Annotated in this window: 23 protein-coding genes; 14 read left to right on the top strand and 9 right to left on the bottom strand. The window is 71.5% G+C overall.

The genetic code is table 11. The features are described 5' to 3' along the window. Positions 1-316: 316 nt before the first annotated feature. The 3 genes from JWQ91_RS10155 to JWQ91_RS10145 form a co-directional block, all read right to left on the bottom strand. On the bottom strand, positions 317-880 hold the full coding sequence (locus JWQ91_RS10155; protein ID WP_297783188.1) for a hypothetical protein: 564 nt from the start codon (positions 878-880) through the stop codon (positions 317-319). A gap of 77 nt (positions 881-957) precedes the next feature. Then, positions 958-2,007: a hypothetical protein gene (locus JWQ91_RS10150; RefSeq protein ID WP_297783185.1), complete on the bottom strand. Its 1,050-nt coding sequence runs from the start codon at positions 2,005-2,007 to the stop codon at positions 958-960. Positions 2,008-2,114: 107 nt separating this feature from the next. Next, entirely contained in the window at positions 2,115-2,855 is a 741-nt protein-coding gene (locus JWQ91_RS10145; RefSeq protein ID WP_297783181.1) for a hypothetical protein, read from the bottom strand. A gap of 74 nt (positions 2,856-2,929) precedes the next feature. On the opposite strand from JWQ91_RS10145, the gene JWQ91_RS10140 reads away from it, so the two are divergent. The 3 genes from JWQ91_RS10140 (at position 2,930) to JWQ91_RS10130 (ending at position 6,980) form a co-directional block, all read left to right on the top strand. Continuing rightward, entirely contained in the window at positions 2,930-3,901 is a 972-nt protein-coding gene (locus JWQ91_RS10140; protein ID WP_297783178.1) for an FhaA domain-containing protein, read from the top strand. 70 nt (positions 3,902-3,971) lie between these two features. Continuing rightward, complete coding sequence (locus JWQ91_RS10135; protein ID WP_297783173.1) at positions 3,972-5,507, top strand: serine/threonine-protein kinase; 1,536 nt, start codon at positions 3,972-3,974, stop codon at positions 5,505-5,507. A gap of 177 nt (positions 5,508-5,684) precedes the next feature. After that, a complete protein-coding gene (locus JWQ91_RS10130; RefSeq protein WP_297783170.1) occupies positions 5,685-6,980 on the top strand; it encodes an HNH endonuclease signature motif containing protein in 1,296 nt (431 codons plus the stop codon). Between the two features lie 38 nt (positions 6,981-7,018). Here the strand turns inward: JWQ91_RS10130 and JWQ91_RS10125 are convergent, their stop codons facing one another. Beyond that, positions 7,019-7,630: a hypothetical protein gene (locus tag JWQ91_RS10125; RefSeq protein WP_297783167.1), complete on the bottom strand. Its 612-nt coding sequence runs from the start codon at positions 7,628-7,630 to the stop codon at positions 7,019-7,021. A 105-nt stretch (positions 7,631-7,735) separates the two neighbouring features. Between JWQ91_RS10125 and JWQ91_RS10120 the strand changes: the two genes are divergently transcribed. Next, positions 7,736-8,554, top strand: a complete 819-nt coding sequence (locus JWQ91_RS10120) for a nuclease-related domain-containing protein (protein ID WP_297783164.1) — start codon at positions 7,736-7,738, stop codon at positions 8,552-8,554. A 33-nt stretch (positions 8,555-8,587) separates the two neighbouring features. Here JWQ91_RS10120 and JWQ91_RS10115 read toward each other — a convergent pair whose 3' ends face one another. Next, a complete protein-coding gene (locus JWQ91_RS10115) occupies positions 8,588-9,049 on the bottom strand; it encodes a hypothetical protein (protein WP_297783161.1) in 462 nt (153 codons plus the stop codon). Between the two features lie 343 nt (positions 9,050-9,392). Between JWQ91_RS10115 and JWQ91_RS10110 the strand changes: the two genes are divergently transcribed. The 3 genes from JWQ91_RS10110 to JWQ91_RS10100 all read left to right on the top strand — a co-directional run bounded on the left by JWQ91_RS10110 (position 9,393) and on the right by JWQ91_RS10100 (position 12,525). After that, complete coding sequence (locus tag JWQ91_RS10110) at positions 9,393-9,761, top strand: hypothetical protein (RefSeq protein ID WP_297783158.1); 369 nt, start codon at positions 9,393-9,395, stop codon at positions 9,759-9,761. A 199-nt stretch (positions 9,762-9,960) separates the two neighbouring features. Next, complete coding sequence (locus JWQ91_RS10105; RefSeq protein ID WP_297783155.1) at positions 9,961-11,223, top strand: histidine-type phosphatase; 1,263 nt, start codon at positions 9,961-9,963, stop codon at positions 11,221-11,223. Positions 11,224-11,247: 24 nt separating this feature from the next. Continuing rightward, a complete protein-coding gene (locus tag JWQ91_RS10100) occupies positions 11,248-12,525 on the top strand; it encodes a histidine-type phosphatase (RefSeq protein WP_297783152.1) in 1,278 nt (425 codons plus the stop codon). Position 12,526: 1 nt separating this feature from the next. On the opposite strand, the gene JWQ91_RS10095 is transcribed toward JWQ91_RS10100, so the two are convergent. Further along, a complete protein-coding gene (locus tag JWQ91_RS10095) occupies positions 12,527-15,118 on the bottom strand; it encodes a DEAD/DEAH box helicase (protein ID WP_297783149.1) in 2,592 nt (863 codons plus the stop codon). A gap of 99 nt (positions 15,119-15,217) precedes the next feature. Here JWQ91_RS10095 and JWQ91_RS10090 point away from each other — a divergent pair, with 99 nt between their 5' ends. From JWQ91_RS10090 to JWQ91_RS10070, 5 genes are all read left to right on the top strand, one after another. Continuing rightward, the gene (locus JWQ91_RS10090; protein ID WP_297783147.1) at positions 15,218-15,472 is read left to right on the top strand and encodes a DUF3253 domain-containing protein; all 255 of its coding nucleotides are present in this window, start codon (positions 15,218-15,220) and stop codon (positions 15,470-15,472) included. 61 nt (positions 15,473-15,533) lie between these two features. Next, the gene (locus JWQ91_RS10085) at positions 15,534-16,040 is read left to right on the top strand and encodes a hypothetical protein (protein ID WP_297783144.1); all 507 of its coding nucleotides are present in this window, start codon (positions 15,534-15,536) and stop codon (positions 16,038-16,040) included. Positions 16,041-16,077: 37 nt separating this feature from the next. Next, complete coding sequence (locus JWQ91_RS10080; RefSeq protein ID WP_297783141.1) at positions 16,078-16,896, top strand: class III extradiol ring-cleavage dioxygenase; 819 nt, start codon at positions 16,078-16,080, stop codon at positions 16,894-16,896. Between the two features lie 98 nt (positions 16,897-16,994). Then, complete coding sequence (locus tag JWQ91_RS10075) at positions 16,995-17,264, top strand: excalibur calcium-binding domain-containing protein (RefSeq protein ID WP_297783138.1); 270 nt, start codon at positions 16,995-16,997, stop codon at positions 17,262-17,264. Beyond that, complete coding sequence (locus JWQ91_RS10070; RefSeq protein ID WP_297783135.1) at positions 17,261-18,043, top strand: HNH endonuclease family protein; 783 nt, start codon at positions 17,261-17,263, stop codon at positions 18,041-18,043. Before JWQ91_RS10075 ends, JWQ91_RS10070 begins: the two co-directional genes overlap by 4 nt. A 9-nt stretch (positions 18,044-18,052) precedes the next feature. Here the strand turns inward: JWQ91_RS10070 and JWQ91_RS10065 are convergent, their stop codons facing one another. After that, complete coding sequence (locus JWQ91_RS10065; protein WP_297783133.1) at positions 18,053-18,373, bottom strand: putative quinol monooxygenase; 321 nt, start codon at positions 18,371-18,373, stop codon at positions 18,053-18,055. Positions 18,374-18,441: 68 nt separating this feature from the next. Between JWQ91_RS10065 and JWQ91_RS10060 the strand changes: the two genes are divergently transcribed. Next, complete coding sequence (locus JWQ91_RS10060; RefSeq protein WP_297783131.1) at positions 18,442-18,591, top strand: hypothetical protein; 150 nt, start codon at positions 18,442-18,444, stop codon at positions 18,589-18,591. A gap of 21 nt (positions 18,592-18,612) precedes the next feature. Here the strand turns inward: JWQ91_RS10060 and JWQ91_RS10055 are convergent, their stop codons facing one another. Continuing rightward, positions 18,613-18,990, bottom strand: a complete 378-nt coding sequence (locus JWQ91_RS10055) for a thioredoxin domain-containing protein (protein ID WP_297783128.1) — start codon at positions 18,988-18,990, stop codon at positions 18,613-18,615. Positions 18,991-19,183: 193 nt separating this feature from the next. Here JWQ91_RS10055 and JWQ91_RS10050 point away from each other — a divergent pair, with 193 nt between their 5' ends. Then, the gene (locus JWQ91_RS10050) at positions 19,184-20,635 is read left to right on the top strand and encodes a DUF6884 domain-containing protein (RefSeq protein WP_297783125.1); all 1,452 of its coding nucleotides are present in this window, start codon (positions 19,184-19,186) and stop codon (positions 20,633-20,635) included. 9 nt (positions 20,636-20,644) lie between these two features. Here the strand turns inward: JWQ91_RS10050 and JWQ91_RS10045 are convergent. Next, positions 20,645-21,530 (bottom strand): PASTA domain-containing protein (locus tag JWQ91_RS10045; protein WP_297783123.1); only part of this gene is annotated, 886 nt, incomplete at its 5' end.

Here is a 21,530-nt window from a genome sequence, read left to right as displayed (position 1 = left end):
TTGCTGACCTCGTTGGCGGCGCCGCCGATCAGGGCGAGGCAGCCTCCGACGAACAGCACGAAGACCGCGACCAGGATGAGCAGCACGTTGCGGACGGTGTGGCTCTTCTTCGGCTGCTGGTAGGGCGCCGGCGGGGCCGGGGGCTGCTGGGGCATGGACATGAGGAATCCCTCCGAGACGAGGTGACCGGGTGTCACCTGCCGGGCCAGCATGCGGCGGTGTCGGGGGCTGTGGTGGGCGCGCGGACGTACGTGGTCACAGCGAGCCAGCGAGGTGGCTCCTTCGAGCCGTGGTGGTTGCGTGCTGCGGCCGAGACTCAGTCGGTCGGGGCGTTGACCTCGTGCCAGACGTCGTGCGCCTCGTCGTAGGCGTCGACAGGCAGGTCGAGGGCCCGGCGGACACGCCAGCGGCCGACGAGGCAGGCGACCGGCATCAGGTCGATGTCGCCGGGCTGGATGTCGCGCAGCGGGATGGTGAACCAGCGCAGCGCCTCGCGCAGCCGGCCGACCTCCTCGAGGGACTCCGCGATCCACTCGTAGTCACCGATCACGAGCTGGTCGGCGCGGCTGCGGGTCAGCAGCTGGGCGAGCAGGTCGTCGGCGTCGTCGGCCTGGTGCTCGAGGCTGAGGTCGAGGAGCCCGACCAGGGGATCCAGGATCGTGCGGCCGCCGTCGTCGATCGCCTGCTGGTACGTCGCCCGGGCCTCGTCGGTCCGGTCGAGCGCGCCGAGCTCCTCGGCGAGACGGGCCAGCGTCTCGGCCCGGCCCTCCTGCCCGGGGAGGAAGCCCGCGAGCAGGCGGTGGTACTCGGCCAGGCGCTGCTCGCGCTGGGGCTCCACGTCGATCTCGTCGAGAGCTTCACACAGCTGGTCCCAGGTCATGGGTCGAGTCTGGCAGCGGGCCCGGCGCCGCCGTCCACAGGCCCGTGATGAGGACGTGAATCAACAGGCTGGACGGGTTACGTCGGGTCGACGCAGGCGCTGCCGGTGGAGACCGTCACCGTCTGACGGTCGCCCTGGACCCGCAGGAAGGCTCCGGTGGCGTCGTCCTGGAAGGCCAGCGTGTAGACGGCCCCACTGGTCTCGTCCATCTTGGCGACCATCCCGGCCTCGGTCGCGAGATCCTCGATCGCGTCGACCGTGCTGGCCTCGAGCTTCGTGGCTGAGCTCTGGGTGCTTCCGCCGAGCCGGCGCTGCCAGGCGCCCTCACCACACTCGCCGAGCCGGGACTCGTCGCCGGACCACGGGCCGGGGGCGACGGCGTCCTGCACCTGGTCCTGCAGACGATTCTGCTTCCCTGCCTCGGCGTCGGTCAGCTCTCCGCGGACGGTCGCGGACTGGCTGGTGTCGTCGGACCCGTTGCCGAGGTCATCCGAGTCGTCGGTCAGGGTCCCGAAGGCCCACATGCCGGCCACGGTCACCGGGACGAGGACGGCCAGGGCCAGCACGGCGGTCCGGTTGGGGTGGGCGGTGTAGGCCGGGAGGACGCCGGGGAACTCGGCCTCCATCTGCTTGGCGTCCACGACGGTGACGTCCGGGTCCTGGTTCGCCTCCGGGACGGCGGCGGCGATGCCCATCACATCCTCGTCGGCCCACATGTCGGTGTTGAGCGAGAAGTTGCCGCCGTCGCCGGCGATGACCAGGTAGGGCGACATCATGCCGGTGTTGAGCACGAGCATGCGGGCGGCGCTGCGGGTGCTCGCGTCGATCCGGACGGTGTCCTTGCGGCCGTAGCGGCGGTACGTGATGTCGGTGGCGGTGACGGTGACGCTCATGGCGCGCGGGAGGGTCAGGCGCCAGAGGAGCACGACGACGAGGGTGACGACTGCGGTGACGCCGGCGATGGGCAGGGTCGCCGCTGCGCCGAGGCGGTGCGCGGAGGCGAGTCCCACGGGCACGCAGACACCGAGCGGGATGAGGATCTGGCCGACGGGGATCTTCCGCTTGCTGCGGTGCGCGAGGTCGGGGGAGTAGCGGACGGACCCGTCGGCCAGGGCGGTACGACTCATCGGCGGCCTCCTCGTGGCGGGGCGTGTCCCCGGGTTGTGGGAACACCACTGTGACGGGTGCTATGTGACAGCCAGTACCCGACCCCGATCCAGCCTCATATGGGGAGTCAGCCGTCGAGCCCGGCGGCTCGCAGCCTCGTGCGTACGTCGTCCAGCAGGCGGGCCGGGAACTCCGAGGTCCGCCGGCACCGCTCGACGAGGTAGACGATCTTGTTGAGCCGGGGGCCGGGCAGCTCGAGGCCCCGTGACTCGATCGCGGGACGCAGGACATTGCGGTCGAACCCGCCGTCGCTGGGCAGCTCGATCCCGCGCCACAGGGCGAATGCCCGCTTGAGGTCGCCGTGCGCGACCACGCCGTGGTCGGGGGACAGCGCGACGGCGATCGCGCCGACGAGCCAGGCGTCGCTCTGCTGCAGGGCGTTGACGTCGAGCTGGATCGTGCCGGAGTCCGGCAGGGGGGCGGCGGGGGCGTCGAAGTGCAGGACGGCGGTGAACGTCAGGTCGGGGAACCGCAGCTCGACCCGCGAGCCGGAGCGGGTCAGCGAGACCTTCTGGCCCGGCGCGGGGGTGCTGGACCCGCCGGAGGGGGTCGTGAGCTCGACGATCGCCCCGTTGTCCCGCTGCCCGCGGTAGACGACCGGCTGGCCGCCGGTGGCCGTGACCACCAGCGCCGGATCGCTGACGTAGGGCAGGCGCACGAAGACGTACGTCGACCCGTCGATCGTCTCGGCGACGAGCGGTTGCTGCTCCGGCAGGTTCATCCGCCGCGCCAGGACCAGGGTGGCGCCCACCTCGAGCGAGGCCTCTCCGGCGTACTGCTCGCCGGCCGACCAGGCGATGTGCAGCACTCGGGCTCCTCGGGGTGTGGAACGTGTTCCGCCGCGGCTCGACCGGAGCCGCCCGCGACCCTGACGATGATGCCATGGGCACACTCTCCGCACTGACGTTCGACCTGCTGATCGTGGTGGTCTTCGCCGCCGTCGTGTGGGTCGGGCTGCGCGTCGCGCAGAGCATCTTCGGCACGAGCTCCAAGAAGGCCGCCGCGACCGAGGTCGCCGCCAAGCTGGTGTCCTACCCGACGGGGTCGTCGGCGGTGCTGCGTCGCCGGTTCGTGCGTGCGCTGACCGGCCAGCACGTCGTGATGCCCAGCGGCGAGCGGCTGGCATTCGGCGACCTGGCGGTCCGGGTCGCGCCGGAGGACCTCGAGCGGCTCGATCCCGACGGCGATCTGGAACGCCTGGGGGACGACGGGGCGCGCCTCTACGCCGCGCACGCCGAACGGGCCGGCTGGGCCGTGCCCCGGCAGGTACGGGTCACGGTCGAGGTCGACCCGGGCCTGCGGTCCGGCTGGATCCCGCCGGCCCGGGGGACGGGTCGCGCCGATCCGGCGCGGCGGGACAGCAAGCCCGCCGTCGGGTGGGACGCGGTTCCCGCGGCGGGTGCGGTCCCGGCTGCGCCGCGGCGACCGGCGCAGGCGCCGCTACCTGCAGCGACGCCCGACCCCGCCGCGACGGCGAGCTTCCCGGCGCTGGTCCCGGACCTCGACGACGCCCCGACGATGAACGTCGCCAGCGGCCTGCGGCTCGAGCGGGACGGTCGGACGTACACGATCGGGCGGACGGGAGCCGTCCTCGGCCGGCTGCCGGAGAGCCCCGTCGCGTTCGCCGAGCCGGAGGTGTCGTTCCGGCACGCGGCGATCCGGCTGCAGGGCGTGCAGTGGCAGGTCAAGGATCTCGGGAGCACCAACGGGACGACGCTCGACGGTCAGCGGATCGATGGCGACGACTGGACCACGATCCACGCCGGGTCCGTGCTCGGGCTGGCGGGAGTGCAGATCACCGCAGCCCTCGACAGTGCGGGGACGGTGCACCTGCAGGGCGTCACCGGTCGCTAGCAACAATGGACCTGCACGTCGTACCGTCATGATGAGGGCCTCGCCCGCCCGGAGCAGGAGGATCAGCCGCATGCCCGATCCTCTCGCCACGACCCCGGTGCCGGGCCCGCCGCCTCCGCCGCCGGCGACCGTGCCGACCCGCGAGCGGTTCGAGCTGCTCAAGCGGATCGGCGCCGGGAACCACGGGGTCGTGTTCCGCGCCCGCGACAGCCAGCTGCAGCGCGAGGTCGCGATCAAGCGGTTCTCCCACTTCGTCGCCGACGACCCGCGCGCCATGCTGCGCATCACCCGCGAGGTCGCGACCCTCGCCCGGGTGTCGCACCGCAACGTCGTGACGGTCCACGACCTGGTCCACATGACCGACGGCGACGGCGAGGTCACGCCGCACCTGGTCATGGAGCTGGTCGAGGGCACCTCCCTGCGCGACCTGCTCGCGACCCACGGACCGAGCCTGCGGGCGGTGACCGTCGTGCGTGGCGTGCTCGAGGGGCTCGCCGCGTGCCACCAGGCCGGCATCCTGCACCTCGACATCAAGCCGGCGAACGTCCTGGTGACGCCCGAGGGTGGCATCAAGATCGTCGACTTCGGCATCGCCCGGGCCGCGTCCGACGCGACGGCGACCGTGGCGGGGACGCCGCACTACATGGCACCCGAGCAGTTCGACGGCCACTCGGACGAGCGCAGCGACATCTACTCGGTGGGCTGCCTGCTGTACGAGTGCTTGACCGGGAAGCCGCCGTTCGAGGGGACGCTCGGCTCCCAGCTGCTGGCCCACCGCAACCACCCGCGCCCCGATCCGCGGGCCCTGGCACCCGAGGTGTCGGCGTCGCTCGCGGCGGTCGTGCAGCGGGCGATGGCGGTCGACCTGACGCAGCGCTACCAGTCGGTCGCGCAGATGCTGGCGGCCTTGGACGCCGCGGACCTGACCCCGGCCGCGGTGCCGGCGCCGCGGATGTCGCCGCCGCTGGTCCTGCCGCGGCAGGAGCCGCCCCGGCCGGTGGACCCCACGGCGAGCCCGTTCGTCGTGACCCGCATGAGCCGGTCCGGGTCGTACGCCCTCGGTCTCGGGCTGAGCGCCTTCCTCGTCGCCCTGGTGCCGGGGGTGGTCTGGGCGACGACGGACCTGGTCCCCGAGACGTACCGGCCGTCCCTGTGGCGCGACGCCAGCGGCACCCCGTGGTGGACCGTGGCGGTGGCGGTCGCCGTGGCCTACCTGCTGCTGCGCCGGCAGGCGTACTTCGCCCTGCTCGGCGGGCCGGCGGTGGGGGAGCCGCGCCCCGACGCCCGTGTCCACGGGCCGATGCGGTCCGGCCTGCGGATGGCCACCGGGGCGGCGCTGCGGGGCTCGATCCCGATGCTGTTCCCCTGGTACGTCCTGCTGGTCGCGACCGTCGTGCGCGCCGGGGGCGATCCATGGCCGCAGGACGTGTTCGACACCGCCTGGGGCCTGGGCTGGGTGCTGATGCCGGCCGCCGCACTGGTGCTGGCGCTGCGCGGGGTGTCGCGGCTGCGGCCCCGGTTCGGCTCGCTGTTCATGGCGATGGTCTACCTGGCGGCCGCCGCGCTGGCGGTGGTCCTGTTCGTGGCCTATCCCCAGGCGATCTGATCCGGCCGAGGCGATCTCGGCCCGTTGTCCGAGGCGGTGTCTAGGCTGGGAACGGGACGACTTCAGGGCGTTGCTTTCCCCTCTGATTGCAGGGAAAAAGATGGTTCAAGGTCTTGCTTTGTGGTAGCCCCACGAGATACACTCGAACATACGTTCTAGTCATTCATCGGGGGTTCCATGATCATCGAGCAGCTGTCATCGGTCGTCGATGATGCTGCTGCCTTGGAGCCGTGGACATTGACCGGCACCGAGCTGCGTGAGGTCGCGGTGGCGGTGCAGACCGCTCGGACGGCACTGGATGCGTTGGCTTCGCGGCTGATGGGCTCGGCCGACGACATGGGGTTGGCGACCGAGGACGGCGCGACGTCGACGACCGCCTGGTACGCGAACCTGACCGGGGTCGCGAAGCACGATGCGGGGCGCCTGATGGGCCTGGCGCGGGCCACGACGGCCCGCACCGAGGCCACGCGGACGGGGTGGGCGTCGGGGAAGATCTCGACCGAGCAGGCCGGGGTGATCATGAAGGCGATCACCGCCCTGCCCGACTGGTGCACCGACGAGCAGGTGGCCGCCGCCGAGGCGCACCTGATCGCGTTGGCGCCCGAGCACGACCTCCACGGGTTGAAGGCGCTGGCCAACCGGGTGCTGGAGGTCATCGACCCCGACGGCGTCGAGGACTACCTGGGCCGCAAGCTCGCCGACGAGGAGAAGCGTGCGTGGGACGCGACCCGCCTGGCACTGCACCGCCGCGGTGACGGCACCACCCGGATCGCCGGGGTCGTCCCCGACGACTACGCCGCGAAGCTGCGCGCCGCCCTCGAGGGCATCACCGCACCGCGACGGACCGAGGCCAATGCGTCCCGCCACGCCATGACGGTCGGGGACTTCAAGGCCCTGCCACACGCGCAGAAGCTCGGGCTGGCGTTTCTGGAGCTGATCGACCACCTGCCCCAGAACGCCCTGCCGCAGGCCGGGGGGCTGGCCGCGACCGTGACGGTCAACGTCGACCTCGAGGTGCTGCGGACCGGGCGCGGGACGGCGCGGACCTCCTCCGGGGACGACGTGTCCGCCAGCTCAGCGCAGCGGACGGCGTGCAACGCGCACCTGGTCGCGCTGTTCCTGGACACCGACTCCCGGGTCACCGACGTGGGCCTGTCCAAGCGGCTCTACGACCGGCACCAGCGCCTCGCCCTGGCTGCCCGCGACCGGGGTTGCGTGTGGGCGGGATGCGAGCGGCCCCCGTCGTGGTGCGAGGCGCACCACCTGACCTTCTGGTCCGAGGACGGCCCGACCGACCTGGACAACGCAGCCCTGCTGTGCCACTTCCACCACCACCTGATCCATCAGGAGGAGTGGTCCGCCCGGATGGCAGCGGACGGGGTCGTCGAGATCATCCCGCCGCCGCGGGTCGACCCCCGGCAGCGACCACGACGCCATGCCAGGTTCACCCGACAAGAACCCCGCGCAGCGTAGGGGCTGTCAGCGCATCACGAACCACGTGACCACGGCGGTCACGTGGCTCGACCCGCGCGGACGCCGGGCGGGCGGCTGGTCCGCGTCCTCGTGGTCCGTTCGACGATGATCGCGCCGACCAGGGCGCCGAGCGTCCCCAGCAGCTCATCGCTGAGGGTGTCCTCGTAGGCACCGTCGAGCTCGGTGCCGCGGCGGATGAAGGTGTACCACTCGCCGAGCTCCCAGCCGACCGCCAGGATCGCCCCGAGCCCCGTGATGCCGACGATCAGCAGCCACCGCGGCCGCACGTCCGCCCGGGCGATCAGCAGACCGCAGCCCCACAGCAGCAGCATCCAGTTGACGAAGTGGTTGATGTTGTCCCACGGCTCGATCGTGTCGTAGAGGTCGAACGTGTTGCCCGTGACGTCGATCAGGAACGGGGCCATGATCAGCGCGAACGCGCCCCACGGCATCCCGTCCGCGTTCCGTGTCCGCCACCACCAGACCGCGGGGACCAGGAGCATCAACAGGGGATAGACGGCCAGGCGGTAGCCGAAGCCCTTGCCCTCGAACTGGTCCAGGCCCGCGAACGTACCCACGGCCAGCTGGACCACGGTCAGCGCGAGGACGAGGACAGCGGCCCTGAGCCCGGGCCGGTGGGAGGTCTGCATGGCGTACACCCTCCCACGCTGCGAATGGGTGGTCGTGCCATTGTGCTGCGCAGCGCGCCGGCAGTGGTCCAGACTCTCCGTACGTCCATGGGAGGGAGCCCGGCGATGGAGAAGATCGACGACATCAAGATCCTGGTGCTGCGCCGCGACGGCGTGTGCGGTTGTGGCGTGGCGGTGCCTCGTGGCGTCCAGGCGGGCTGGCATCGCACGCTACGGGTCGTTGTCTGCGCCCGCTGTCTGGAGAGCGGCGACGTCACGGAGGCGTCGTCGGCCGAGGCCGAGGTCGAGATTGGACGGCCGGGTGCGTCGCTCGACCGCGAGCACGCGCGAAGGATGCGGTCACGGGAGGTGACGGTGCGAGCCGCGCACCCGGTGATCGGCGGGCTCCTGCTGCTCCTGGCGGGACCCCGGCACACGACCGAGGCATTCCGGATCGGCGCGGAAGGCGAGCGGCAGGTCGCTGCGGCCTTGGAGCGCGCCGGCGGAGGCGATGTCCTGTTCCTCTACAACCGGCGTCGCGGCACGGGGGCGGAGCGAGGTGACATCGACATGCTGGCGATAGCACCGTCGGGCGTCCACATCATCGATCCGAAGAAATACGTGGGACGCAAAATCCGGGCGACGGTGCGCGGTGACGAGATCGTCGTCGACGGGCGCAAGCACACCGGCCTGAGCGCGAGCATGCGCCGCCAGATCGCCTTCGTGACCGCGGCTGTGCAGAGCGGACCGCAGTCGCAGGCGCCGGTGCACGCGGCGTACTGCTTCCTCGGTGCTGACCTGCCCTGGCGGACGCTCGTGGTCGGCGGTGTCCCGGTCCTGGGTATTCGGGGCGTCAAACGACTGCTGGACCGACCCGGTCCGCTCGATGCCGTGGCACGTGGCGCGCTGCACGCAGACCTCGCTCGGCGATTCCCGCCGGCGTAGCCTCCCGACGTGCGTTGTGCGGTCCGGAGTTAGTCAGTTATCGACTTCCCACCCAAGCGTGCCCGAATCCCAGTCGATGGTCCCGTCATATCCGTAGCCGCTCATCGTGCCGTCTGCGTTCTCCTTCGTCACGGCAAGGCAGTCGAAGGTGCCGGTGATCGCGGTCAGGTCGTCAGAGGACCCGCCGCCGGTCGCGGTGCAGCTCGCCTTCAGGATCGGGCCGTCGAAGTATCCAGTCTTGACGACCTTTCGTGCACTCTTCACGATGTTCTTTTCCAGGTCCCTGACTGCGTCGCGCCGGATGCTGCGCTCGATCTCATCCGCCTCGTCCTGTTCAGATCTGGCAGCGTCCGCTGCCTTCTCCTCAGCCGCCGCAGTCTCGCGGGCAGCCGTGGACGCGCGATCCTCGCGAACGCTGGCGTCGTGCCCGCGCTTGAGCATCAGACCCCCGGCGACGCCGCCGAGAAGGATGACCACCACGGCGGATGCGATCAACTGTCGACGGGTAGGTCGGCGCCTGGACGATCGGTTGAAGGATGCGCCGCACGTCGGACAGAACCCGCCGGCGACGGTGCTCTGAGCGCTGCACCTGGGGCAAACGCGGGTGACCGAGATGTGGTCTGAGGTTGAGTCGTCCATGTCGCACCAAACGTGGTGAGGAGGAGTGTCCCGTATTCGAGACGAAGTGTCACCATAGGGCACCGGAGCGCTTCTGCGCTCCGGTTCTCGATGAAAGCCGAGATCGCTCGATGTGATGCTTGTGTGTGGCCCGATGGGGCGCTGGGCGACCCCAGCCTTCCGACGTGCGGGCACGCCTCCCGCCGCCTAGCGTCGAGGCATGACGAAGCCGAGCTACAGCACGATCATGTCCGCCGGGACCCTTGCCTACTCCGTGTACGCGCTGGCGAGGCCGCGCCACCTCGGCAAGGCGTTGACCAACAGCCCGCTGAAGCAGCCGGAGTACGACGTGGTGGCCCGGACGTTCGGGTTCCGTGACCTGGTCGTCAGTGCGCTGGCGCTGGCTGCTCCGACGGCCGCCGCGCGAGAGCAGGCGATGATCGGCCGGATCGTGCTGGACCTGACGGACTCGGCGCTGTTCACCGCCGAGGCGAAGACCACGGCCGGCAAGGCCAAGGTGCTGCTGGCGACGCTGACGTGGGCCGGGCTCAACACCGCGGCGGTGCTGAAGGACCGCGAGACCGCCTGACGCAGGTCACTTCCCGAGCAGCGCGAGGGCGCCGGCACGCCACCACAGGCCCGCGGCCGGACCGCCGTTGCAGGTGCCGTCGGACTCCCCGGGGTGCTTCACCCAGGGGCGTGGGGAGACTCCCGTGGCCGAATCCGGGCGATCGGCATCGGCCACCCTAGGCTGGGAGGACGCGCACCACTGACCCGGACCCGAGGCCATGTTCGAGACCTTCATCGCGATGCTGATGTCGCTGGCCGCGCTGCTGTCGGCGGCCGGCCAGACGGCGTCCGCCGCGGGCCGGCTCGACCGGCACTACGCCAACCAGACCCCGTACGGCGATCCGGCGAGCTCGCGGGTGCGCACCCCGCCGGACGGCTACGCGCTGACCTTCATCGAGACCGTCGGCCGGCACGGCGCCCGCACGCTCACGACCGCCACGGCCGAACGTCGCGCCCTCGACGTCTGGGACGTCGCCCGCCGCGGCGGGGACCTGACCCGCCTGGGGGAGGGCTTCGGTCCCGACGTGCGCTCGTTCCAGCGGTCCGAGCGGGTGATCGGCTACGGCAACCTGACCGCGGTCGGCGTGCAGGAGTGGCAGGGGATCGGCCGGCGCACGGCCGAGCTCTACGGCGACTTCCTCGAGCGGGCCACCGCCGACGGCGACAGCGTGAGGTTCGTGACCTCCCCGGTCCGGCGGACGATCGACAGCGCCGCGGCGATGCAGGCCGCGCTGGAGAAGGGGGTCCCCGGGATCGACGTGCAGCCCTACGTCACCGACGCCGCCCGGCTGCTGATCACCAGCGGAGCCACCGCCGCGGGTGACCGCGCCCTCGACGCCGTCCTCGCGCGGCCGCGGGTCGTCACGGCGGCCCGGCACCTGTTGGAGCGGATGTACGCCCCTGCCTTCGTCGCGACGATCGACGACCCGGTGGAGGTCGCGCTGGACGTCTACCTGCTCTACTGCACCGCGCCGGGCCTGGTCGAGGACACCGACGTGACGTTTGCCGACTACGTGCCGCTCGCCGACGCCGCGGTGCTGGAGCAGGCCGCCGACGCTCGGATCTTCTATGCGTACGGGCCCGGGGTCGCGGGGCAGGACAGCTCGTACGCCGCGGCGCGGCCGCTGCTCACGGACTTCCTCGACGCGCTCGACGACCGGCTCGCGGGTGGTGACACGGCGGCGGTCTTCCGGCTCGCGCACGGCGAGACCACGATGCCGTTCGCGGCACTGACCGACCTGCCGGGCAGCGACCGACAGGCTCCGCCGGACCGGCCGTTCTCCTACGCGACCAACCCGTGGCGCGGCCGCGTCGCCGGAGGGTTGGCGACCAACATCGAGTGGACCGCGTACCGGAGCCGCTCGGGCCGGACCCTGGTCACGGTCCGGCACAACGAGAAGCCGGTGCGGCTGGCCGACCGCTGCCGCGAGACCGTGCCGTACTTCTACCGGCCCGCCGAGCTGCGGCGCTGCCTGGACTGACGTCGATCGGCCTACAGTGGGCGGATGCGATCCCGGCGCACCGCCTCCCTCATCGCGCTGGTCGTCGCGGTCCTCGTGCCGTTGACGCCGGTGACGGCCAGCCAGCCCGACGTGAGCAATGCGGGCTGGTACGCCAACCAGACGCCGTACGGCAATCCCGCGACTGCGGAGACGGTCGCTCCGCCGGCCGGGTACGACCTGGTGTTCCTGGAGACCGTCGCGCGGCACGGATCACGGACGATGGTCAGCGACAAGACCGAGGGTCGGGTGCTCACGACCTGGCGGTCGGCGCGGACCAAGGGCAAGCTCACGAGCCGGGGACGGGCGTTCCTCGCCGACCTCCGGGCCTTCCAGCGGGCCGAACGCGGCCTGGGCTACGGCAACCTCAGCACGATGGGCAAGGACGAGTGGCGCGGGATCGGGCGGCGCACGGCCGACAGCTACGCGGACTTCTTCGCCGGTGTCGCGCGGGCCGGGGACCGGGTCGCCATGACGACCTCGCCGGTCCACCGCACCGAGCAGAGCGCCGACGCGATGAAGACCGGACTGCTGGGCGAGGTCCCCGGGCTGGAGGTCGCGCCGCACGAGGTCGATCCCGGCCTGGCGCTCAGCGACGGCTCGACGAAGGCCGGCCGGGCCGCGCTGGCCACGATCCTGCGCCGCTCCAGCATCCGCGGCGCGGCGAAGCACGTCCTGCTGCGCCTCTACACCTCCTCGTACGTCTCGAAGATCAGCGATCCCGTCGCCGCGGCGCTCGATCTCTACGAGCTCTACCAGCAGGCCGCCGGGATGCGGGCCGACACCGACGTGACCTTCGCGGCGTACGTGCCGCGGTCCGACGCGAAGGTGCTCGCGTCGGCGCGCGACGCGCAGAAGTTCTACCGCTACGGCCCGGGCGTCAAGGGACAGCGGGGATCGTTCGCGCAGGCCGAGCCGATCCTCGACGACTTCTTCGCGCAGCTCCACGCGCGGCTCCAGGGCGGCAGCACCGCCGCGGTGTTCCGTCACGCCCACGGGGAGACGACGATGCCGTTCGCGGCGCTGACCCGCATGCCCGGCAGCCAGGAGCAGGCCACCCAGGCCACGCCCTACTCCTACGGCAACAACTCGTGGCGCGGCTACCTGAGCGGACGGCTGGCCGGCAACATCGAGTGGTCGGTCTTCCGCGACGCGGGCGGGTCGGTGCTCGTGACGGTGCGGCACAACGAGCGGCCGGTCAGGCTCAGCAGCACGTGCACGCCGTCGCCCGTCGGGGGTGGCTGGTTCTACCGGGTGGCCGAGCTCGAGGCGTGCCTGGGCTGAGCTACTTGCGCAGCCGGACCAGCTCGGCCAGTGCTGCGTCGGACAGCTCGGTCAGCGCGCCCTCGCCACCATTGACGACGGCGTCGGCCAGCGACCGCTTGGACTTGATGAGCTCGGCGATCGACTCCTCGATCGTGCCCTCGCTGATCAGCCGGTGGACCTGGACGTTCTTGGTCTGGCCGATGCGGTGGGCGCGGTCGGTGGCCTGGTCCTCGACGGCGGGGTTCCACCAGCGGTCGTAGTGGATCACGTGGTCCGCGCGGGTCAGGTTGAGACCCACGCCGGCGGCCTTGAGCGACAGCACGAAGACCGGCAGCTGGCCGCTCTGGAACGTGTGGACCATCTTCTCGCGGGCCCGGACCGTCGTGCCGCCGTGGAGGAACTGGTTGGCGATCTTCTTCTCGTCGAGGTGACGGGTCAGCAGCCGGCCCATCTGGGCGTACTGGGTGAAGACCAGCGTCGCGCCCTCCTCGGCCACGATCTCCTCGACCAGCTCGTCGAAGACGCCGAGCTTGCCGGAGCGGCCGGTCAGGCGGGAGTCGGGCTCGCGGAGGAACTGCGCCGGGTGGTTGCAGATCTGCTTGAGCTGGGTCAGGAGCTTGACGACCAGGCCGCGGCGCTGGATGCCCTGCGCCTGCTCGATCTGCGCCATCGTGCTGCGGACCACGGCCTCGTACAGGCCGACCTGCTCGCGGGTCAGGTTGATCTGGTGGTCGGTCTCGATCTTGGGCGGCAGCTCCGGCGCGATGCCGGGGTCGGACTTGCGGCGACGCAGCACGAACGGCCGGATGAGCTGGGACAGCCCGGTGGCCTTCGCGGTGTCGCGGCGGGACTCGATCGCGCGCGACCACGTGCGGCGGAACTGCTCGTACGTCCCGAGGAGTCCCGGCGTCGTCCAGTCGAGGATCGCCCACAGCTCGGAGAGGTTGTTCTCCACCGGCGTGCCGGTCAGGGCGAGCCGGGCGGCGGCCGGGATGTCGCGGATCGCGCGGGCCGTGCGGGCGTGCGGGTTCTTGATGTTCTGCGCCTCGTCGGCCACGACCAGGCCCCAACCGGGCTCGTGCTCGGACAGCTCGATGACGTCGGCGCGCATCGTCGCGTAGGTCGTGACGAGGAAGCCGTCCTTGACGTCCGCGAGGCTGCGCCGCGGACCGTGGTAGCGGTGCACGCTGGCGTGGGGGGCGAAGCGCTTGATCTCCCGCTCCCAGTTGCCGAGCACCGAGGCGGGGCAGACCACGAGGGTCGGCGCGGTCGTGTCGTGCGCGCGCTGCAGGTGCAGGGCGATCAGCATGACGGTCTTGCCCAGGCCCATGTCGTCGGCGAGGATCCCGCCGAGTCCGAGGTCGACGAGCTGTGTCATCCAGCGCAGGCCCTGCAGCTGGTAGTCGCGCAGGTGGCCGTCGAGGTCGTCGGGTTGGATCGCGGGGCGGATGTCGCGGTCCTGCACGGCGAGCTTGCGGCGCACGTCCTCCAGCCAGCCGACGGTGTCGACCTCGGTGCGGCGGCCGTCGATCTCGAGCTCACCGGTGACGGCGGCGCGCAGCGCGTCGAGCGCCGAGATGTCGCGGGTGCGCTGCTCCAGCACCTGGTTGAGCCGGCTCTTGTCGACGAAGACCCAGCGATCGCGCAGCCGCAGCAGCCCGGTCTGGGACTGGGCCAGCTCCTCGAGCTCGGCGGCGGACAGCACGTCGTCGCCGAGCGCGACCTGCCAGTCGAAGGAGAACAGCTGTCCCTGGGTGAACGCCGACGGCCGGTCCGAGCTGGGGGACTCCTGGCGCTGCACGACCGCGGTGGTCGACAGCTCGCGGACGAGCTCGGGCGGCCAGCGCACCTCGACCCGGTTGGCCATCATCGTGGGGGCGAGGCTGCGGTCGCCGAGGCGGGCCAGCTCGTCGGGGCTCGCGGTCACGGCGCCGCGCGCGTGCGGGTCGCGCAGCTTCTCGGCGAGCGGCCACCAGCTCTCGAGCCGGCGCAGCATCGCGGCGGTCGGCTCCTTGGCGTCCTGGGCCATGGGGTGCGACGAGCCGTTGAACAGGTCACCCGCGTCGAACGCGCCGAACGACCCGGCACGCGGGTGGACGCGCAGGCGTACGACCGCGGCCTGGGTGGGCGTGGGCTGCTCGAGGAACGACACGATCAGCGACCAGGAGAAGGTCGTCTCCTTGCGGCGCTGCGGCGCGGCGTGCGGGGAGACGTACGGCTGGCGGCCCTGCGGGGTCGAGGCGGCGGCGGGTGCGTCGACCGCGAGGGCCTTGAGGAACGCGTTGATCTTGGCCTGACCGGCTCCGGCGTTGGGGCCGATCGCCGAGCCGGCGCTCTGCAGCTGGTTGAGCTCGGTCGAGTCGGGGGAGCCCAGCCCACCGCGCGCCATGATGCGCAGCGCGAGGATCGCCGGGGTCGCCCAGGCCCGGACGCTGGCGTGCGCCGTCATGGTCCGGATGCCCTGGCTGAGCGGTCCGATCGCCTCGTTGGCGGTCGCGGTCCGGTCGCCGTCGGGTGCGTGGAACACGAAGCGCGACTCGGCCGGATCGTCGGCCGGGACGAAGTCCACGGGGAACCGCAGCAGCTGGCGCAGTTCCGTGGACGAGGGCATCCCTTTATTCTCGCTCACGTCCCCAAGGAGCGGTGTTCGAGGTGGGGTGGTTAATGTCACCGTGTCGCGCAGGAGGGCCGCGCGAGGCAGGGTGGACGGATGACGACCCTCGACGACGCCGAGCTCGAACGCCGGATCCTGGTGCTGCTGGAGTCCCGGCCGCGGACCTCGACGATCTGCCCGTCGGACGTGGCGCGGGACATCGCTTCCGACGACTGGCGACCCCTGATGGAGCCGGTCCGACAGGCGGCCGGGCGGCTCGTCGACCGTGGCAGGGTCGAGATCACGCAGCAGGGCTCGGTCGTCGACCTGGCCACCGTCAAGGGCCCGATCCGGATCCGCCTGCCCCGGTGAGGCGCTGCGCTGGACGCGCTGGGACGGCCGCACTGTCCGACCCCGGTGATTGGGTCGAGGCATGGACATCGACGAGCCCGTCTGGCCCCTGATCGACGACTTCTTCGCGGGACTCGCAAGCGGGCGCAAGGCCGAGACGTGCCGGCGATATGCCCGGGTCCGGCTGCGGCTCTACGACTTCCTCGACGTCGACGACATGGGCCTGTGGCTGACGCCCGACGAGGTCACGCTGCTCGCGGCGGAGCGGGAGTTCGTGCGTGACGGGGCGCTGTGGACCCTCTACGGGGTCGAGGGGCTGCTGCGCTGCCTGCCGGGGTTCGTGGCCGAGCCGGCGCTCCCGTCGACCGCGACAGAGGCGCGCATGCAGCTCAGCGTCGTCAATCGGTTGCTGCTCCACCTGCGCCGCGTGCGGCAGGTCGATCGATCGATGGTCGGCGCCTACCGTGAGGCCATGCAGGCGATCGGCCGCGGACGCATCGACCTCGAGCGGCGGCTCGACGGCAGCCCGCCGGTGCCGCGGACCGAGATCGCCGCCCGCTTCCGGCAACCCCCGGGCCCTCCATGGTGATATGATAGTTGAAGGCTCAACTATTAAGGACGCACTCATGGCGATGTACTCGATCAACGACCTCGACAACCGGCTCCAGCCCAGCCCCCTGATGCCGGTCATGTTCGTCGGACACGGCAACCCCATGCACGCGATCCAGGACAACGCCTACACGCAGACGTGGCACCGGGTCGGCGAGCAGCTGCCGCAGGCGCAGGCCATCGTCGTGGTCAGCGCCCACTGGCTGACGCCGGGGCAGACCCACATCACCGATGCGCCCAAGAATCCCATCATCTACGACTTCGGTGGCTTCCCCGACGAGCTCTACCGCGTCCAGTACGAGTCGACCGGCGACCCCGACATCGCCCGCCTGCTGGCCAAGCAGCTCGTCGAGTACGAGGCCGAGCTCGACAAGCAGTGGGGCCTCGACCACGGCACGTGGAGCGTCCTCAAGCACCTGGCGCCCGAGCCGGAGGTGCCGATCCTGCAGGTCAGCATCGACTACTCGATGCCGCTGCCCCAGCTCTACGACCTCTACAGCCGCCTGCGCGCGATGCGTCGTCGCGGCGTGATCTTCATCGGCAGCGGCAACATCGTCCACGCCCTCGGCCGGGCCAAGTGGGACGGCGGCGGCGCCTGGGACTGGGCGACGCAGTTCGACGCCGACACCGCAGTGGCGCTGCGTGACCGGGAGATCGGCAAGCTCGTCAACCCCTACGGCACGTGGTCCGAGGCCCGCATCGCGGTGCCGACCGACGACCACTACCGGCCGATGATCGCGGCGCTGAGCCTGCTCGAGGACGGCGAGGACATCTCCTTCTTCAACAGCTCGATCGACATGGGCTCGATCAGCATGCGGTCGTTCATCTCCGCCTGACGGTGCGTATGGCCCGAACGAGCCATCTTCGGCCAGACGAGACACTGTGTCCGGGACAGTGGGTCACAATGGACGGACCATCTCGGGAGGGAACCCACATGCTGCGCACGCTCACGATCCTGGCCGCCAGCGCCTCGCTCGGCCTCGGCCTCGTCTCGGCCGGCTCGGCCGCCGAGGCCGCACCGGCCAAGAAGTACAGCAACTGCAAGAAGCTCAACAAGGACTACAAGCACGGGGTCGGCAAGCCCGGCGCGAAGGACAAGACGTCCGGGACGCCGGTCACCAACTTCACGCGCAACAAGAAGGTCTACAAGCTCAACACGGCGAGGGACCGCGACAAGGACGGCATCGCCTGCGAAAAGAAGTGAGCCGGTCCCACCCACGCTCGCCGGTCGCCGCGGCACTGTTGCTGCTCGTCGTGACGGCCGGCTGCGCGCTCTCGGCCCCCGCCGGCCCCGTGCAGCCGGCCGAGATCCCCACGCCGGTCGCCGCCAGCACATCGACGGTGACGCCGGCCACTCCTGCGCCCCCGGCGACCGCTCCGCAGGTCGGCGTGGCACGCGCAGCGCTGGACGCCCTGACGGTCAAGGGACGGGCGGCGCTGACCGGCTACGCGCGGGAGGCCTTCGGCGTGTCGTGGCGCGACCTCGACCGCAACGGCTGCGACCAGCGCAACGACGTGCTGCGCCGCGACCTGCGGGACATCACGATCAAGCCCGGGACGCACGGCTGCCTGGTGCTCACCGGGACGCTCCTGTCGCCCTACTCCGGCGAGACGGTGCCGTTCGTCCGAGGGCTCTCCACCTCGCGGGAGGTGCAGATCGATCACGTCGTAGCCCTCGGCGATGCGTGGCAGAAGGGTGCCCAGCAGTGGAGCCCGGAGAAGCGCGAACGGTTCGCCAACGACTTCCTGGAGCTGCGTGCCACCGACATGCACACCAATGCCTCGAAGGGGGCTCGTGACGCCGCGACGTGGCTCCCGCCCCGCAAGCGGTTCCGGTGCGGCTACGTGGCTCGCCAGATCGCGGTCAAGCAGGCGTACGGGCTGTGGGTCACCCCGGCCGAGCGGGACGCCATGGCCCGGGTCCTCGACGCGTGCCCCCAGCAGGGCCTGCCCCGGAGCTATCCGATCGCGCTCGGGGCGTGACGGTCCGGCTCAGCCGATCTTGAGCTCGTCCATCTGGTTCCACCCGTTCTGGGTGATCGACTCGCTGACGATCCGCGGCGTCTCGGCCAGGGCCTGCGGCATCGTGTCCATGGCCCTTTGGAAGTGCTCGCTCGTGACGTGGGCCTCGGCGGCACCGTCCTCGAAGGCCTCGACCAGGACGAACTCCTGCGGGTCGTCGACGCTGCGCGACCAGTCGAACCACTTGTTGCCGGGCTCGGCGCGGGTCGCCTCGGTGAACGGGGTGACCAGGTCCAGCCAGCGATCGGTCCACTCGGGCTTGGTGCGGAACTTGACCACGATGAAGATCATGCGCCAACGGTATCCAACCCCTCCGAGGCCGAGCACATCACCGGTCGGTCGCGTGCGAGAGGGGCCGGATGGACCAGCACGCCTTCAGCACCGCCGAGCGGGACGCCGTCTACCGGGTCATCGCGGAGCGCCGGGACCTGCGGCACTTCTCGAGCAGGAGGGGCGGGGCCGTCGCCCGCCCCCTCCGCGAGCTGCTGTCGGAGAACTCCTGGGGCTGACCCGTCGGGCCGCCCGGGGGATCACGCCTCCGGCGCGGCGGCGTCCTGCTCGGCGATCTGCTTGCGGACGTCGTCCATGTCGAGGTCCTTGACCGCCGTGATGATCTGCTCGAGGCCTGCGGCCGGGAGCGCGCCGGGCTGGGAGAAGACCAGGATGCCGTCGCGGAACGCCATCAGCGTCGGGATCGAGGTGATCTGGGCGCCGGCGGCGAGCTCCTGCTGGGCCTCGGTGTCGATCTTGCCGAACGTGACGTCGGGGTGCTTCTCGCTGGCGGCCTCGAAGACCGGTCCGAACTGCTTGCACGGTCCGCACCACTCGGCCCACCAGTCGACCAGGGTGATGCCCTGGGCGCTGATCGTCTCGTCGATGTTCTCGGTCGTCAGGGTGACGGTGCTCATGGCTACCTCTCATCGGAAAAGCTGAACACCTGCTTCAACCGCGGTCGTACGCCCGACATTCCCCGTCGCCCGGTGCTGGGGACGAGAAACTTGCGTCGAAATTCTCGTCATACCGTCCCTACGGCGGTCTCTGCATGGTCAGAGGACTCCTGCCGCCGTGGTCTCGGCACCGCAGGCCCGGGGGAGGAGCGCAGTGAAGTACGACCGACCGGTCTGGCAGATCATGCACGTCTGCGCCGACGCGATGCCCGAGGTCTTCCGCTATGACGACGTCCGCGGCTGGTTCTCGGCGCACTACCCCGACGTCAACGAGGCCACGATCCGCGCCCACCTGATCGGGCTGACCGAGGGCGGTCGGGCCAAGCACGTCCAGTTCGCCCAGCGATCGCCGGTGTTCCGCCGGGTCGCCCGTGGGGAGTACGCACCGATCCCGGTCGCGGAGCGCGGCGAGGACCCCGACCTGCCGGCGGCGTCGGCGAGCCGGGTCAAGATGTCCGGCAACGGCGCGCCCCGGGACAACCCCGGATCGCGGGAGGCCGGTGACGCCGTGCAGCGGACCGCGGCAGCCGACGACGAGGACCCCGAGCCCGAACCTCTCGTCGCGGACGTCCTCCTGCTCGGCAGCGTCGGTGACCGGGTCAACGTCCCGGCCCCCGCGAAGGAGGTCTATCGGGAGGTGTCGTTCCAGCTCAGCCGGCTCGACGCGGAGATGGGCGGCACGGAGTGGTTCGTCCTGTCCGCCGAGCACGGCCTCGTCGCGCCCAACGAGTGGATCTCGCCCGACTCGCGGACCCTGGCAGACATGGAGCCCTGCTATCGCGTCGTCTGGGCGTCGTGGGTCGTGGCGCGGCTGCAGTCCCTGGTCGGCCCGCTCGACGGGATGACGGTCCGCGTGGACGCCCCGGACGCGTTCGTGGGGCCCCTGTTCGCCGATCTGCAGGACGCCGGCGCGGTCGTCACGTCGAGCCATGCCGGCGAGGAGACAGCCCGGGTCCGCGCGCCGTACGTCGAGTCCGGGGCGCGCGGTGAGGCCCGCGCGGTAGAGGCCCGCGAGGCGGAGCGGCTCTCGGTGTTCGAGATCCCCCAGGGCCCCGAGGAGGACGATTCCGTCGCTGCCTCGGTGGTCTCGCCGGCCGGGCTGCACCTGTCCGAGGGCCGGCTCGGGGTGCCCGCGTCCAAGGCCGCGATGCTGCCGGAGGTTCCGGGCCTGTACGGCTGGTTCGTCGATCCCGTCGGGGCCCGCGAGCTCAACCGCTGCCTGCAGCTCCCGGTGCGTGCCGGACTGGTGTTCGTCGGCCAGGTCGGCGGCTCCAGCTGGCACTCGATCTGCGACCCGGTCCTCAACCTGCGGGACCACGTCGAGCGGGTCCAGCTGCACGGTCGTGCCCGGGCCTCGACGTTCCGGATGACGCTCGCGACGATCCTGCGCCGCCACCTGCGGATGACCTCCTTGGAGGACCCGCTGCTGACCGAGTGGATGCTCGAGCACCTGTCGATCACGTGGTGGACCGGCGTTGATCCCCGTGAGCTGCGCAAGCTCGGGGAGCGCGTCGTCGGCGAGCTCGACCCGCCCCTCAACGTCGACCACCTCCCGGCGACGGCATACCGGGCCCGGCTCAGCCAGATGCGCAGCGAGCCGGCCTGAGGTGTACGCCTACGGGGTCGACGTCGACGGCGGGGGAGTCGTGGTCGCCGGCTTGGGAGTCGTGGGCCGGGTCGTGGTGGGCTCGGGTGTTGTCGGCTCGGGGGTCGTGGGCTCGGTCGTCGTGGGTTCCGGCGTCGTCGGCGACGGGGTCGTCGGATCCCTGGTCTCGCCACCGTCCTGGTCGGGCTCCTGCGTCTGACCGCCCTCCTCCCCGGAGTCGCCGTCCGGGTCCTTGCCCGTCGCGACGCTCAGGGCCACCGAGCCGCCCTCGTCGACGGTGTCGCCGGCCTCCGGGTCCTGGTCGACGACCTCGCCGGACTTCGCCCCGGCCACGTCGACCCGGGTGACGTCGGCGGTCAGCCCCTTCGCCTCGAGCAGCCGCACCGCCTGCGTGCGGCTCTTGCCCTCGAGGTCGGGGACGACGACCTGGTCCGGGCCGCTCATCAGCAGCCACGCGGCCACGACGGCGATGACCGCGATGACGGCCGAGACCAGCAGGATCATCCGGCGGGGGGACCGGTCGTCGTCCTGCGTCTCGACCGGGCCCGTCCCGTCACCGACGGCCGTGCCCGCGTCGACCGCGTCGAGCTGCGACGTGCCGTGCTCGGCCGTCGCGACCGCACCGACAGGAACCGCGCGCTCGACGATCCCCGGCAGGTCGTCGGGGTGCGCCGCTGCGGTGAAGGCTGTCTCGGGGCCGCCGAGGTCCGGAGACCCGCCGGACGGCACCGGGACCGCCGTGGCCAGGGGCGAGGCGGCACCGACCACGGCCGATGCCGACGCGGGGCGGTCGGCCGGGGCCTTGGCCAGCAGCGTCTCGACCAGCGCCGTCGCGGCGGCCGGGACGGTCGCGGGCAGGGGCGGCAGCTCGTCGCGGATGTGCGCCAGCGCCGTC

Source organism: Aeromicrobium sp., assembly GCF_025965075.1.
GTDB lineage: Bacteria > Actinomycetota > Actinomycetes > Propionibacteriales > Nocardioidaceae > Aeromicrobium.
This window is presented reverse-complemented; position numbering and strand designations above follow the sequence as displayed.

Bases quoted from the DNA above. Each gene is read 5' to 3' on its own strand.
- JWQ91_RS10155 (WP_297783188.1), bottom strand. From the start codon at position 880: ATGACCTGGGACCAGCTGTGTGAAGCTCTCGACGAGATCGACGTGGAG.
- JWQ91_RS10150 (WP_297783185.1), bottom strand. From the start codon at position 2,007: ATGAGTCGTACCGCCCTGGCCGACGGGTCCGTCCGCTACTCCCCCGAC.
- JWQ91_RS10140 (WP_297783178.1), top strand. From the start codon at position 2,930: ATGGGCACACTCTCCGCACTGACGTTCGACCTGCTGATCGTGGTGGTC.
- JWQ91_RS10135 (WP_297783173.1), top strand. From the start codon at position 3,972: ATGCCCGATCCTCTCGCCACGACCCCGGTGCCGGGCCCGCCGCCTCCG.
- JWQ91_RS10130 (WP_297783170.1), top strand. From the start codon at position 5,685: ATGATCATCGAGCAGCTGTCATCGGTCGTCGATGATGCTGCTGCCTTG.
- JWQ91_RS10125 (WP_297783167.1), bottom strand. From the start codon at position 7,630: ATGCAGACCTCCCACCGGCCCGGGCTCAGGGCCGCTGTCCTCGTCCTC.
- JWQ91_RS10120 (WP_297783164.1), top strand. From the start codon at position 7,736: ATGGAGAAGATCGACGACATCAAGATCCTGGTGCTGCGCCGCGACGGC.
- JWQ91_RS10110 (WP_297783158.1), top strand. From the start codon at position 9,393: ATGACGAAGCCGAGCTACAGCACGATCATGTCCGCCGGGACCCTTGCC.
- JWQ91_RS10105 (WP_297783155.1), top strand. From the start codon at position 9,961: ATGTTCGAGACCTTCATCGCGATGCTGATGTCGCTGGCCGCGCTGCTG.
- JWQ91_RS10100 (WP_297783152.1), top strand. From the start codon at position 11,248: ATGCGATCCCGGCGCACCGCCTCCCTCATCGCGCTGGTCGTCGCGGTC.
- JWQ91_RS10095 (WP_297783149.1), bottom strand. From the start codon at position 15,118: ATGCCCTCGTCCACGGAACTGCGCCAGCTGCTGCGGTTCCCCGTGGAC.
- JWQ91_RS10090 (WP_297783147.1), top strand. From the start codon at position 15,218: ATGACGACCCTCGACGACGCCGAGCTCGAACGCCGGATCCTGGTGCTG.
- JWQ91_RS10085 (WP_297783144.1), top strand. From the start codon at position 15,534: ATGGACATCGACGAGCCCGTCTGGCCCCTGATCGACGACTTCTTCGCG.
- JWQ91_RS10080 (WP_297783141.1), top strand. From the start codon at position 16,078: ATGGCGATGTACTCGATCAACGACCTCGACAACCGGCTCCAGCCCAGC.
- JWQ91_RS10075 (WP_297783138.1), top strand. From the start codon at position 16,995: ATGCTGCGCACGCTCACGATCCTGGCCGCCAGCGCCTCGCTCGGCCTC.
- JWQ91_RS10065 (WP_297783133.1), bottom strand. From the start codon at position 18,373: ATGATCTTCATCGTGGTCAAGTTCCGCACCAAGCCCGAGTGGACCGAT.
- JWQ91_RS10060 (WP_297783131.1), top strand. From the start codon at position 18,442: ATGGACCAGCACGCCTTCAGCACCGCCGAGCGGGACGCCGTCTACCGG.
- JWQ91_RS10055 (WP_297783128.1), bottom strand. From the start codon at position 18,990: ATGAGCACCGTCACCCTGACGACCGAGAACATCGACGAGACGATCAGC.